The sequence below is a fragment of the Mesorhizobium sp. M00.F.Ca.ET.216.01.1.1 genome, from assembly GCF_004010325.2.
Classification (GTDB): Bacteria; Pseudomonadota; Alphaproteobacteria; order Rhizobiales; family Rhizobiaceae; genus Mesorhizobium.
In genome coordinates this window covers 87930-101656 of the sequence record NZ_SADR02000012.1, presented here as the reverse complement: position 1 = coordinate 101656, position 13727 = coordinate 87930, and the positions used below count along the sequence as shown (strand labels likewise).

The 13727-nt window shown below is 62.9% G+C and carries 11 protein-coding genes; 10 read left to right on the top strand and 1 reads right to left on the bottom strand.

Annotated features, from left to right (window positions below; all coding sequences use genetic code 11):
* Positions 1–141 precede the first annotated feature (141 nt).
* The 6 genes from EN859_RS17175 to EN859_RS17150 all read left to right on the top strand — a co-directional run bounded on the left by EN859_RS17175 (position 142) and on the right by EN859_RS17150 (position 6509).
* Positions 142–1083 carry a sugar ABC transporter substrate-binding protein gene (locus EN859_RS17175; protein WP_127854080.1) on the top strand — a complete coding sequence of 314 codons (942 nt, stop codon included), beginning with the start codon at positions 142–144 and terminating at the stop codon, positions 1081–1083.
* 152 nt (positions 1084–1235) lie between these two features.
* The gene (locus EN859_RS17170; RefSeq protein WP_127854079.1) at positions 1236–2312 is read left to right on the top strand and encodes an ABC transporter permease; all 1077 of its coding nucleotides are present in this window, start codon (positions 1236–1238) and stop codon (positions 2310–2312) included.
* Positions 2313–2314: 2 nt separating this feature from the next.
* Complete coding sequence (locus EN859_RS17165; protein ID WP_127854078.1) at positions 2315–3082, top strand: ATP-binding cassette domain-containing protein; 768 nt, start codon at positions 2315–2317, stop codon at positions 3080–3082.
* Between the two features lie 163 nt (positions 3083–3245).
* A complete protein-coding gene (iolG, locus tag EN859_RS17160) occupies positions 3246–4238 on the top strand; it encodes an inositol 2-dehydrogenase (RefSeq protein ID WP_127854077.1) in 993 nt (330 codons plus the stop codon).
* Positions 4239–4411: 173 nt separating this feature from the next.
* Positions 4412–5206 (top strand): SDR family oxidoreductase, encoded by a 795-nt coding sequence (locus EN859_RS17155; protein WP_127854076.1) that lies wholly within the window; start codon positions 4412–4414, stop codon positions 5204–5206.
* Between the two features lie 211 nt (positions 5207–5417).
* Positions 5418–6509: a 3-deoxy-7-phosphoheptulonate synthase gene (locus EN859_RS17150; RefSeq protein ID WP_127854075.1), complete on the top strand. Its 1092-nt coding sequence runs from the start codon at positions 5418–5420 to the stop codon at positions 6507–6509.
* 43 nt (positions 6510–6552) lie between these two features.
* Here the strand turns inward: EN859_RS17150 and EN859_RS17145 are convergent, their stop codons facing one another.
* On the bottom strand, positions 6553–7662 hold the full coding sequence (locus tag EN859_RS17145; RefSeq protein WP_127854074.1) for a Gfo/Idh/MocA family oxidoreductase: 1110 nt from the start codon (positions 7660–7662) through the stop codon (positions 6553–6555).
* A 156-nt stretch (positions 7663–7818) separates the two neighbouring features.
* On the opposite strand from EN859_RS17145, the gene EN859_RS17140 reads away from it, so the two are divergent.
* The 4 genes from EN859_RS17140 (at position 7819) to iolE (ending at position 13713) form a co-directional block, all read left to right on the top strand.
* Positions 7819–8664: a MurR/RpiR family transcriptional regulator gene (locus EN859_RS17140; protein WP_189502047.1), complete on the top strand. Its 846-nt coding sequence runs from the start codon at positions 7819–7821 to the stop codon at positions 8662–8664.
* Positions 8665–8821: 157 nt separating this feature from the next.
* A complete protein-coding gene (gene iolC, locus EN859_RS17135; RefSeq protein WP_127854072.1) occupies positions 8822–10756 on the top strand; it encodes a 5-dehydro-2-deoxygluconokinase in 1935 nt (644 codons plus the stop codon).
* A 20-nt stretch (positions 10757–10776) separates the two neighbouring features.
* On the top strand, positions 10777–12627 hold the full coding sequence (gene iolD / locus EN859_RS17130) for a 3D-(3,5/4)-trihydroxycyclohexane-1,2-dione acylhydrolase (decyclizing) (RefSeq protein WP_127854071.1): 1851 nt from the start codon (positions 10777–10779) through the stop codon (positions 12625–12627).
* Positions 12628–12795: 168 nt separating this feature from the next.
* Entirely contained in the window at positions 12796–13713 is a 918-nt protein-coding gene (gene iolE / locus EN859_RS17125; protein ID WP_127854070.1) for a myo-inosose-2 dehydratase, read from the top strand.
* Positions 13714–13727 lie beyond the last annotated feature (14 nt).

Here is a 13727-nt window from a genome sequence, read left to right as displayed (position 1 = left end):
ATCTGTTTCAAACAGAAGGCTTGGCGTTCCAATCGCAAGCGAAAAGCCACCGGACTGAAATGGCAATCGGGAGATTCCCCGGGAGGTCGGGGATTCCGGGTAGATCGGTGCAGCCGGACACCAATGTGGAGGAGAAATAAAATGAAGAAACTGCTTTTGGGCGTCGCGTTCACGGCGCTGATGAGCTCATCCGCCCTCGCCGCCAAGATCGGCGTGTCGATGGCGCTGTTCGACGACAATTTCCTGACCGTGCTGCGCAACGGCATGATCGAGCAGGCCAAGGGTATGGATGGCGTTGAGGTGCAGGTCGAAGACGCGCAGAACGACGTTGCCAAGCAGCTCGACCAGATCAAAAACTTCGCCGCCTCGGGCGTTGACGCGATCATCGTCAACCCGGTCGATACCTCGGCCACCCAGGCGATGTCGGACGCCGCGGCCGCGGCCAATATTCCGCTGGTCTATGTCAACCGCGAGCCGGTCAACGTCGACACGCTGCCGGACAACCAGGCTTTCGTCGCCTCGAACGAGGCCGATTCCGGCACTCTCGAAACCAAGGAAATCTGCCGCCTGTTCAAGGAAGCCGGCAAGAAGGAAGCCAATGTCTACGTGATCATGGGCGAGCTGTCGAACCAGGCCGCGGTGCAGCGCACCAAGGACATTGATGATGTGATCGCCACGCCCGACTGCAGTTTCATCAAGATCATCGACAAGCAGACCTCGAACTGGAAGCGCGAGGAAGCGCAGAACCTGATGACCAACTGGCTGTCGACCGGCAAGCCGTTCGATGGCGTCATCGCCAACAACGACGAAAGCGCCATCGGCGCCATCCAGGCAATGAAGGCCGCCAATATCGACATGAAGTCGGTTGTCGTCGGCGGCGTCGATGCCACCCAGGATGCGCTTGCCGCGATGCAGGCTGGCGACCTTGACGCAACCGTGTTCCAGGATGCGGCCGGCCAGGGCGCCGGCGCCCTCGACGCCGCGCTCAAGCTTTCCAAGGGCGAAAAGGTCGAACACAAGGTCTATATCCCCTTCCAGCTTGTCACGCCGGCCAACATCGACAAGTTCCTGAAGAAGAACTGAGGCTGCGGAACGGTACGATACGGAGCGGCGCGTCAGAGCATCACCTGGTTGGGGATTCCGATGCTCAAGAAAAAAGACAGCGCCGCTCCCTCTTTCCCTCATCGCCGGAACAGGCGGCGGCAGGGTGACCGTGGCTGACGGAGGATTAAGACGTGGTACAGACATCCCATGGCGTCGGCGGGCTGACCTATGATGCGACGAGGCGCGCATGGCCTGCCGAATTCAACGTTTTCCTGGCGCTCATCATCCTCGTCGGCGCCTTCGAACTGATAGGCCGGGTGTTTCTTGGCGACAGTTTCCTGTTCAACACCCGCGACAACGTTGATGCGATCTTCAACCAGGCGCGCTTGCAGATCATCATCCTGCAGGTGTCGATCGTCGGCATCATCGCCATCGGCGTGACGCAGGTGATCATTTCCGGCGGTATCGACCTTTCCTCGGGTTCGATCGTCGGCGCCACGGCGATGATAGCCATGAGCTTTGCCCAGGTGGCGACGGTCAACGGCAACCCGAACCCCAAGGCGATGTTCATCGCGCAGGGTTGGACCGACCTGCCGGTGATCGTGCCGGTGCTGGTTGCGATCGGCTGCGGCCTGCTGGCGGGCCTGATCAACGGCTTCCTGATCGCCTATACGCGCATCCCGCCATTCATCGCTACGCTCGGCATGATGGTCACCGCGCGCGGCGTCGCCAAATGGTGGTCCAAGGGCCAGCCGATCTCGTTTCCCACCGAGAGTTTCGCCGCCATCGGCAAGGGCCTGATGCCGGTCATCATCTTCATTTCGCTGGCAATTCTGTTCCAGCTGATCCTGACATACACCAGGTACGGCAAGCACTGTTATGCCATCGGCTCCAATGAAGACGCCGCGCGCATGTCCGGCATCAAGATCGCCAACCACAAGATCCTCGTCTACGTCATCGCCGGCATCCTGGCCTCGCTCGCCGCCGTGGTGCTGAGCTCCAAGAACCTCACCGCCCAGGCCGGCATGGGCGTGATGTACGAACTCGACGCGATCGCCATGGCGGTCATCGGCGGCGTCTCGCTGTCGGGCGGCCGCGGCTCGATCGTTGGAACAGTGATTGGCTCGCTGATCTTCGGCGTCATCATCTCCGGCTTCACTTTCCTGCGCCTCGATGCCTACTACCAGGAGATGGTCAAAGGCGTGATCATCGTCGGTGCAGTCGTTCTCGACCAGTGGCGCCAGCGCCTGCGGGCAATGAGGGCTTGATCATGTCAGACATCGTCCTGAAGACCGAAAACCTGACCAAATACTATGGCGGCGTGCATGCACTGGAAGGTGCGAACTTCGAGCTGCGCAAGGGCGAGCATGTCGCCATCATGGGCGATAACGGCGCCGGCAAATCGACTTTCGTGCGCCAGATCACCGCTGTCGAGCAGCGCACCAGCGGCAAGGTCTGGTTCGACGGCAAGGAAGTGAACTTCACCGGCCCGATCGAGGCGCGCGAGGCAGGCATCGAGACGGTGTTCCAGAACCTGGCGCTCGCCGACGATCTTGACGTGCCGTCGAACCTGTTTCTCGGCCGGGAAAGGGTGCTGTTCAATCTCGGGCCATTCTCGATCCTCGATCGCAAGGCCATGCGCAAGGCGACCGAGGCGGCATTGACCCGCACCGCAGTCAAGATCCCCAATCTTTCCAACACCATCCGCCACATGTCGGGCGGCCAGCGCCAATGCGTGGCGATCGCCAGAACCGCGACCTTTGCTTCCAAGCTGATCATCATGGACGAGCCGACGGCGGCGCTCGGCGTGCAGGAGACGGCGCAGGTCGAAAACATCATCCGCACACTAAAGGACAATGGCGAGCCGCTGATCCTGATCAGTCACAACATGCGCCAGGTGTTCGATCTGGTCGACCGCATCGTCGTTTTCCGGCGCGGCCGGATCGTCGCCAATTTGCGCAAGCAGGACACCGACGGAAACGATATCGTCTCATACATCACCGGCGCCAAGACCGGACAGGCGGAACTTGCGGCCTAGACCATGATCCCAAAAAGTGGAATCCGGTTTTCGGAAAAGATCATGGTCAAACAAGATGCCGGTGTGGCGAGCCGCAGCTAGCCTGCCACGTTAAGAAAAATCCCTGCGCCTAGCCTGTGAGGCGCAGACACTTCCCTTCGAACCATCCTTAGAGGAAATTCCCATGACTCTCCGCTTCGCCCTCCTCGGTGCCGGCCGCATCGGCAAGGTCCACGCTCGCGCCGTCGGCTCCAATCCGCAGGCCAGGCTGGTCGCGGTCGCCGATGCTTTCGAGAAGGCGGCGACCGATCTGGCTTCGGCCTATGGCGCCGAGGTGCGCACCATCGACGCGATCGAAAAATCCGCCGACATCGACGCGGTCATCATCTGCACGCCGACCGACACCCATGCCGATTTGATCGAGCGCTTCGCCAAGGCCGGCAAGGCGATCTTCTGCGAAAAGCCGATCGACCTCGACGCAAAGCGCGTCGAACAATGCCTGGCCGTGGTCGACAAGGCCGGCGCCACCTTGATGGTCGGCTTCAACCGCCGCTTCGATCCGCATTTCGCCGCCGTGCGCAAGGCTATCGACGACGGCGCCATCGGCACGGTCGAGATGGTCACCATCACCTCGCGCGATCCCGGCCCGCCGCCGCTCGATTATATCGGCCGCTCAGGCGGCATCTTCCGCGACATGACCATCCATGATTTCGACATGGCGCGCTTTCTGCTCGGCGAGGAGCCCGTGGCAGTCAGCGCGCATGCCTCGGTGCTGGTCGACAAGAAGATCGGCGAGGCTGGCGATTTCGACAGCGTCAGCGTCATCCTCGAAACCGCCTCCGGCAAGCAATGCGTCATTTCGAACTCGCGCCGCGCCACCTATGGCTACGACCAGCGCATCGAAGTGCATGGCTCGAAGGGCATGATCGCCGCCGAGAACCAGCGGCCGGTGTCGATCGAACTCGCCAATGAGAAGGGCTATACGCGCCCGCCGCTGCACGACTTCTTCATGACCCGCTACATCGACGCCTATGCCAACGAGATCGCCGCCTTCATCGCGGCGGCAACATCAGGCAACAAGGCAGCACCCAGCGGCAAGGACGGGCTGGTGGCGCTGAGGCTGGCGGATGCAGCGCTGAAATCGGCCAAGACGGGCAAGACCATCCGCCTCGACTAGGTGCGTTGATATTCAGGTGAGGCCGGCCTGCAAATGGCGGCTTCCTGCGCTTCCGGTGCTCACGTACCCAAAAGTACGCTCCGCTCCGGTTCTCGGAAACCACCATTTTCGGCTCGGCCTGACCTGAATCTCAGCACACCTAAGGTATTGGTAATCAAGCACAGGAGAAGACGATGAACGGTTCAGCCGGTCGCAATTCAGAGACGCGCGCCATCATAACCGGTGGTGCGCAAGGCATCGGCTTCGCCGTCGCCGAAGCACTGGCCGACGAGGGCTGTCGCGCATTGGCGTTGATCGGCCGTTCCAAGGAGAAGGGCGACAAGGCGGTTGCCGCCCTCAAGCAGGGCGGTGTCGACGCCATCTTCATCAGCGCCGATGTCGCCAAGGTCGCCGATTGCAAGCGCGCAGTCGAGACGGCGATCGCCCATTTCGGCACTGTCAACGCGCTGGTCAACGCCGCCGCCACCTCGGCGCGAGGCTCGCTGGTCGAAACATCAGAGGAGCTCTTCGACCAGATCTTCCAGGCCAATGTGCGCGGGCCCTTTTTCCTGATGCAGGGCGTGGTGGCGCACTTGCTAGCTCGCAAGGCGCCCGGCTCGATCGTCAACGTGCTATCGATGTCGGCACATTGCGGCCAGTCGTTCCTGACGCCCTATTCGTCGAGCAAAGGGGCGCTGATGACGCTGACCAAGAATGTCGCCAATGCCTACCGCTCAAACCGCATTCGCTGCAATGCGGTGCTTCCGGGCTGGATGGACACCGAAGGCGAGGCGATCGTGCAGAAGAAATGGCATGACGCGCCGGATGACTGGCTGGCAAAGGCCGAGGCCGCGCAGCCGATGGGTCAACTGGTCAAGCCGGCGCAGCTCGCCCGGCTGATCAGCTATATGCTGAGCCCGCAGTCCGGTGTCATGACCGGGTCGCTGGTTGACTATGACCAGAACATTGCCGGGATAGTCGGCGAATAGACTATCGGAGCGTGACAAGCGCGATGGCTTCGGCTATAGGGCTGGCATGATCCACCTGACCGCCTCGTTCTGGTACTTTAGCTACGGCAGCTCGCTGGCGGCGGGAGGATTGCGCTCGATCTAAGATTGCAGCACCAATATCCGAACAGCCGCCAGACCTGGCGGCTTTTTTGTTTCAGCCGGCAGGTCTCCCAATCAGGAGCAGAAAGCCGTGTTGACCACCACAGACGACCTTCGGGTCACCGAAATCAAGGAACTGAGCACACCCGAAGAGGTGATGCGCGAGATACCGCGAACGCTGACGGCGACGCGCACCGTTGCCGCGTCGCGCAACGCGATCCACGCAGTGCTGACTGGCGCCGACGATCGGCTGGTGGTCGTCGTCGGTCCCTGTTCGATCCACGACCCGGCCGCTGCCGTAGACTACGCCAGCCGTCTGGCGGCGCTGCGCGAGAGCCTGTCGGACCGGCTGGAGATCGTGATGCGGGTATATTTCGAGAAGCCGCGCACGACGGTCGGCTGGAAGGGCCTGATCAACGATCCCGACCTGGACGGCAGGTTCGCCATCGACAGGGGACTGCGGCTAGCCCGCAGCGTGCTCTCCGCTGTCAACAATCTCGGTCTTCCGGCGGCGACCGAATTCCTCGACATGGCCACCCCGCAATACATTGCCGACCTCGTCGCCTGGGGCGCGATCGGCGCGCGCACCACCGAGAGCCAGATCCATCGGGAACTGGCATCCGGCCTGTCCTGCCCGGTCGGCTTCAAGAACGGCACCGACGGCAATTTGCGGATCGCCGCCGAGGCCGTGAAATCCGCCGCCCAGCCGCATCATTTCATGGCGGTGACGAAGGGCGGACGCAGCGCCATCGCGGCGACCACCGGCAACGAGGATTGCCACGTCATCCTGCGCGGCGGCATTGTGCCTAACTATGACGCGACGAGCATTGCTGCCGCCTGCGCGGAACTCGGCCGGATCGGCGTAGCACCTCGGCTGATGATCGATGTCAGCCACGCCAACAGCAACAAGAAGCCTGAGAACCAGCCGAAGGTGGCGACCGACGTGGCGGGTCAGGTTGCGGCGGGCGATGAACGCATCATTGGCGTCATGATCGAGAGCAACCTCGTCGCCGGCCGCCAGGATGTCGTGCCCGGCAAGCCGCTGGTCTATGGCCAGAGCATCACCGATGGCTGCATCGACTGGGCGACCACCGAGACGGTGCTGCACGGCCTTGCCGACGCTGTCGAGCGGCGCCGGTCTGCGCGCCGCGCCATGATTGCCAGCCGTCCGGGAGCCGCCTGATGCGGCTGATTCCGCCGCACCGGGACGGGCGCGGCGCCAGCCATTACCGCACCGGAATCCAGCGCTTTTCCTCGAACGAGCGCGCCATCGCATGCACCGTGCGCTCGATCTCAAGTCCTTCATCGAAATCGATGATCCGCGCCGGCTTGCCGGCGAGCCGTGTCAGCAGTTCTCGGCATTCGATGATCTTGAGGTCGTTGAAGCCGAGGCTGTGGCCGGGCGCCGGCAGGAAAGCGTCATAGGGCTTGTGGTGCGGCGCCACCAGGATCGTGCGGTAGCCTTGCTCGGTCGGCCGGTCGGCGGTGAGGTAAAGCTGGAATTCGTTCATCCGTTCCTGGTCGTACAGGATCGAGCCCTTCGAGCCGAAGATCTGGATGGCGATTCGGCCCTTGCGGCCCCAGGCCGAACGGTTGACCAGCAAGGTGCCGGCAACGCCGTTTTCGAGATGCATCAGGACGCTGGCGATGTCGTAGGTCTCGACTGCACGGCGCTCGCCCGACGCGACGCGACGATCAGCATAGGGCTTGGCCATGTCGCACATGACGCGGGCGACGCGGCCGAACAGCACGGCGATGAGCGACAGCGGATGCACGGCAAAGTCGTCGAGCGCGCCGTAGCCGGATGCAGCCTCATGCTTCCAGAAGAACAGCGCCTCCGGGTCGGCCATGAAGTCCTCGTCCATCTCGACGCGCAGATGGTTGACCTCGCCGATAATCTTCTCGTCGAGCAGGGCGCCGATGTGACGGATGGCAGGATTCTGGATGTAGTTGTAGCCGAGCGCGGTCACCTTGCCGGATTTCCGCGCCGCCGTCGCCATCGCCTCGGCATCAGCAAAGCGCGGCGCCATCGGTTTCTCGCACCACAGATGCTTGCCGGCTTCGAGGATGGCGATGGCCATTTCCGGGTGGAACTGGTTCGGCGTGGTCAGCGAGACGACCTCGACTTCCGGGTCGTTGACCACGGCGCGCCAGTCGCCGGAGGCTTTGGCGAAGCCAAATTCGCTTGCACGGCGTGTGGCAAGGTCCTCGTTGACCTCGCCGAGATGGACCAGCCTTGGCTTGGCCACATCGGGAAAGACAGTGCCGACCGCGCTCCAGGCAATGGCGTGGCACTTGCCCATGAAGCCCGTGCCGATAAGACCGACTCCGACCATCTCCCTTATCTCCGCTGTCTCAAAAGACCTTCATGGATGAATTAGTCCATTTCTTCCAAGAATGGAACGCTTGCCTCATTTTTTATGGCGTTCTTGCACAGGCTCGCTATGATGGGGCAGAGAGGGGGACCGAAGATGAGCCTGGGCGGAGCGACGATGGACGAACGGGTGCCCCGCGATTTCGAGACGCTGCGGACGACGATCCTGGAGCGGCGCCACAGCTTGCCCAAGCGTATCGCCCAGATCGCCGCCTATGCGCTCGATAATCCCGACGACATTGCCTTCGGCACCGCCGCCAGTATTGCCGCTTCCGCCGGCGTTCAGCCTTCGACTCTGATCCGCTTTGCGCAGCAGCTCGGCTTCGACGGCTTTACCAGCCTGCAGCTGGTGTTTCGCGAGCGCCTGCGCGAGCGCAATTCGTCCTATGATGAAAGGCTGGCGGCGCTGCGCGCCAAGGCCGAGGAAGGCGCCGGTCACCGGGCGATCTTCGACGGCTTCGTCGCCGCGGCCAGCACCTCGCTCAACGACATTTCACGCTCGCTGAACGAAGAGCATTTCGAAGAGGCGATCGCTGTGCTGGCAAAGGCGGAGACCATCTACGTGCTGGCCAAGCGCCGCTCCTATCCGGTCGCCTCCTACATTGCCTACGCGCTGGGCAAGCTCAAGATCCGCAACCAGCTGATCGAATCGGCCGCCGGACTGAATGCCGAGATGATCGGCTTTGCCTCTCCGAAAGACGCCGTCATCGCCATCAGTTTCTCACCCTATGCTCCGGCAACCATCGAGGAGGCGCGTGTCATATCAGAGCAAGGCGTGCCGATCGTTGCCATCACCGACAGTTCCTTTTCGCCGCTCGCCCAGTTCGCCAGGGTCTGGTTCGAGGTCGCCGAGGCCGATTTCGCCGGCTTCCGCTCGCTATCGGCAACGATGTCGTTGGCCATGGCGCTGACCGTTGCAGTTGGCGAGAAGCGGCGCGACTCCGGCCGCAAGCGCAAGGCCTAGATAGGCCGGGCGCACGGCACTTTTCAGTAAAGGAATGCTCGTTCCATATTGACTATGGATTGGAATTATTATTTCATATTGATGGCGCCACGCTGCCGCTCGCGCGTGTACCCCAAAACAACGTGTTGCCAAGACAACAAGGCCGACGGAGGTTCGAATGGGCGAAGCCGTGGAAGCAAAACATGCGCCGCTCGACGTCATCACTATCGGCCGCGCCTCGGTCGATCTCTACGGCCAGCAGATCGGCTCGCGCCTGGAGGACATCACCTCCTTTGCCAAGTCGGTCGGCGGCTGTCCGGCCAACATTTCCGTCGGCACCGCCAGGCTCGGCCTGCGCTCGGCGCTGCTCACCCGCGTCGGCGACGAGCAGATGGGCCGTTTCATCCGCGAGCAACTGAAGCGCGAAGGCGTTTCCGTCGATGGCCTCAAGACCGATCCCGACCGGCTGACCGCGCTCGTGCTGCTGTCGGTCGAGGACGAAGGCGTCTCGCCGATGATCTTCTATCGCTCCGACTGCGCCGACATGGCGCTTTCGGAGGAGGACATCAACGAGGCGTTCATCGCCTCGGCGCGCGCCATCGTCGTCACCGGCACGCATTTCTCGCGGCCGAACAGCGACGCTGCCCAGCGCAAGGCGATCCGCATCATCAAGGCCAAGGGCGGCAAGGTGGTGTTCGACATCGACTACCGCCCCAACCTCTGGGGTCTTGCCGGTCATGCCGAAGGCTTCGAGCGCTATGTCAAGTCCGACCGGGTCTCTGCCCAGCTGAAGACTGTGCTGCCCGACTGCGATCTCATCGTTGGCACCGAAGAGGAGATCATGATCGCCTCCGGCGCCGACGACTGCCTGAGTGCGCTGAAGACGATCCGGTCGCTGTCGCCGGCCACCATCGTGCTCAAGCGCGGCGCCATGGGCTGCATCGTCTATGACGGGCCGATCAGCGACGATCTCGAGCACGGCATCGTTGGCAAGGGCTTCCCCATCGAGGTCTATAATGTGCTCGGCGCCGGCGACGCCTTCATGTCGGGCTTCCTGCGCGGCTGGCTCGGCGAGGAAAGCCTGGCGACGGCGGCGACTTGGGCCAATGCCTGCGGCGCCTTCGCTGTGTCGCGGCTGCTCTGCGCGCCGGAATATCCGACCTTCGAGGAACTGCAGTTCTTCCTCAAGAACGGCAGCAAGCACCTGGCCTTGCGCAAGGACGCGGCGATCAACCACATCCATTGGGCGACCACGCGCCGGCGCGACATTCCGTCGCTGATGGCGTTCGCCTGCGACCACCGCGTCCAGCTCGAGGATGTTGCCGCGAGGGCCGGCGCCGATCCGTCGCGCCTCCATGACTTCAAGGTGTTGACGGTCAAGGCAGCGGCAAAGGTCGCCGCCGGCCGCGACGGCTACGGCATGCTGCTCGATGAGAAATACGGCCGCGAAGCGATGTTCGAATTCGCCCACCATTCCTTCGCCTGGCTTGGCCGGCCGGTCGAGCTGCCGGGCTCGCGGCCGCTGCGGTTCGAATTCTCGCAGGATATCGGTTCGCAATTGACCGAATGGCCGGTCGAGCATTGCATCAAATGCCTGTGCTTCTATCATCCGAACGATCCCGCGGCGCTGAAAGCCGAGCAGCAGCAGAAGCTCAAGAGCCTGTTCGAGGCGGCGCGCAAGGTCGGCCGGGAATTGCTGGTCGAGATCATCGCCGGCAAGCACGGCACGCTCGACGACATGACGATCCCGCGCGCGCTGGAAGAACTCTATGCGCTCGGCATCAAGCCAGACTGGTGGAAGCTCGAACCGCAGGCCTCGGCCGGCGCATGGGCAAAGATCGAGGCAGTGATCCTGAAGAATGATCCGTGGTGCCGCGGCATTGTGCTGCTTGGGCTGGAAGCGCCGCAAGACGAGCTGGAAGCCGCCTTCGCCGCCACCGCCAGGGCGCCTATCGTCAAGGGTTTCGCTGTCGGCCGCACCATCTTCATCAACGCGGCCGAACAATGGCTTGCCGGCAAGATGTCCGACGACGAAGCAGTCGCCGACATGGCGTCGCGCTTCGAGAAGCTGACCGAGGCATGGCTTGCCGCGCGCGGCCGCAAGGCGGCATAAGGACTGCGGAGGAAATCAACATGAGCAAGACAATCCGCCTGACGATGGCGCAGGCGCTGACTCGCTTTCTCGCCCAACAGATGACCGAGATCGACGGCAGGAAGGTGCCGATCTTCGGCGGCGTCTGGGCAATCTTCGGCCATGGCAACGTCGCCGGTATCGGCGAAGCGCTCTATCAGGTTCGCGACGAACTGCCGACCTTCCGCGGCCACAACGAGCAGGCGATGGCACATGCGGCGATCGCCTATGCCAAGGCCAATTTCCGCCGCCGCTTCATGGCGGCGACCAGTTCGATCGGCCCCGGCGCGCTCAACATGGTGACGGCAGCCGCCCTTGCCCATGTCAACCGCCTGCCGGTTCTTCTCCTGCCCGGCGACGTCTTCGCCAACCGCATTCCCGATCCCGTCTTGCAGCAAGCCGAGGACTTTTCCGACGGCACGGCGACGGTCAACGACTGCTTCCGCCCGGTGTCGCGCTATTTCGACCGCATCACCCGGCCGGAGCAGATCATCCCGGCGCTCAACCGCGCCATGCAGGTGCTGACCGATCCCGCCGAATGCGGGCCGGTGACGCTGGCGCTCTGCCAGGACGTGCAGGCCGAGGCCTATGATTATCCCGAGAGCTTCTTTGCCGAGCGGGTCTGGCACCAGCGCCGGCTGCGCCCGGACCGCCAAGAGCTGGCGGCCGCGGTGGCGGCGCTGAAGGGGGCAAAGAAGCCGCTGGTGATTGCCGGCGGCGGGGTGCTTTATTCGCAGGCCTCCGGCGAACTGGCGAAGCTGGTGCAAGGCGCCGGCATTCCCGTCTGCGAGACGCAAGGCGGCAAATCCTCGCTGCCGGACGATCATCCGCTCAACATGGCGGCGGTCGGCGTCACCGGCACTTCGGCTGCCAACCGGTTGGCCGAAGAAGCCGATGTCGTGCTTGCCGTCGGCACCAGGCTGCAGGATTTCACCACTGGCTCCTGGGCGCTGTTCAAGAATTCCGGCAAGACCATCGTCGGGCTGAACGTCCAGCCTTTCGACGCCGGCAAGCACCGCGCGCTGCCGTTGGTCGCCGACGCAGTGGAAGGGCTTGCCGAACTCACTGCGGCGCTGAAGGGCTGGAAGGCGCCGGCCAGTTGGACCGACAACGCGGTCAAGGGCAAGACGGACTGGCAGGCCGATGCCGCCAAGGTGACGGCCTCGACCAATGCCGCCTATCCGTCCGATGCGCAGGTGATCGGCGCCGTTCAGCGCGCCATGGGTTCCGGCGTGACGCTGCTTCATGCCGCCGGCGGTCTGCCCGGCGAATTGCACAAGCTCTGGCAGGCGGGCGCACCCGGCTCCTACCACGCCGAATACGGCTTCTCGACCATGGGCTACGAGATCGCCGGCGGGCTCGGCGTCAAGATGGCCAAGCCCAATGAGGAGGTCGTCGTCATGATCGGCGACGGCTCCTATCTGATGCTCAATTCCGAGATCGCGACCTCGGTGATGCTTGGCCTCAAGCTAACCATCGTCCTGCTCGATAACAGAGGCTATGGCTGCATCAACCGGCTGCAGATGGCGACCGGCGGCGCCAACTTCAACAATTTGCTGAAGGACACCCGCCACGAGACCTTGCCCGACATCGACTTTGCCGCGCATGCGGCAAGCCTGGGTGCGATCGCCGAAAAAGTACCGTCGATCGCCGGGCTGGAGACGGCGCTGACGCAAGCGAAGAACAATACTAGGACCACCGTGCTAGTCGTCGAAACCGATCCGCTGGCTTCGACCGAAGCCGGCGGAGCATGGTGGGATGTCGCCGTGCCGGAGGTCTCGGCACGGCCGCAAGTCAGCGCGGCGCGCAAGGCTTATGACGAAAAGCGGCAGATGCAGAAGATTGGAGATTGATGTCGGCGCTGCCGCTCACCCTCTTCCCGTGAAAAACGGGGAGAGTGGTCAGCCAGCGTTGGAGCTAATCCCCCCGTTCTTGCGGGGAGAAGGTGCCGGCAGGCGGATGAGGGGCAGGGCTGACATCTGGTTTAAGAAATTGGCCAGTTTAGAAATTGGAGTGACGACTTGAAAGCCAAACTGGGCATGTCCCCCATTGCATGGTGGAACGACGATCTTGTGGAACTCAGCGATGACGTGTCGCTGGAGGAATGTTTGCGCCAGTCGCGCTCGGCGGGTTTCACCGGCATGGAAATGGGCCGCCGTTTTCCCAACGATCCGAAAATCATGCTGCCGATCCTCAGAGAGGCCGACGTCACGCTTTGCGGCGGTTGGTTCTCCGGGACGCTTGTCGATGAGGACATGGCGAAGAACAAGGATCGTATCCAGCCGATGATCGACCTGTTCAAGGCGGTGAACGCACCCTGCATCGTTTATGGCGAGGTCGGCCGTTCGATCCAGGGCGACCGCTCGAAGCCGCTCGCCACCAAGCCCAGGCTTTCGGACGACGAGATGAAAGCCTATGCCAGGCGCCTGACGCAGTTTGGCGAATGGTGTGCCGAGCAGGGCATGCCGCTCTCCTATCACCATCATATGGCCGCGGTGGTCGAGACCGAGCCCGAACTCGATGCATTCATGCGCCATTCCGGCGAAGGCATTCCGCTGCTGCTCGACGCAGGTCACCTGGCCTTTGCCGGCGGTGACGTCCTGCGCGCCATCGACAACCACCACCGGCGCATCAACCACGTGCATGTGAAGGACGTGCGTATGCCGGTGATCGAAAGACTGGATCGCAACAGGCAGTCCTTCCTCGATGCCGTGGCGCTTGGCGCCTTCACCGTGCCGGGGGATGGCTCGCTCGACTTCGGCGCCATCGTGCAAAGGCTTGCCGGCTATGGCTATGAAGGCTGGTTCGTGGTCGAGGCCGAGCAGGACCCGAAGAAGAACCCGCCGCTCAAAATGGCGCAAGTCGGCTATAAGGAGTTGATGCGGGTTATGACGGCGGCCGGCTATACGGTCGAAACACAGGGTTTCCCCAATGCGTAAGCGCTGCGGCAACG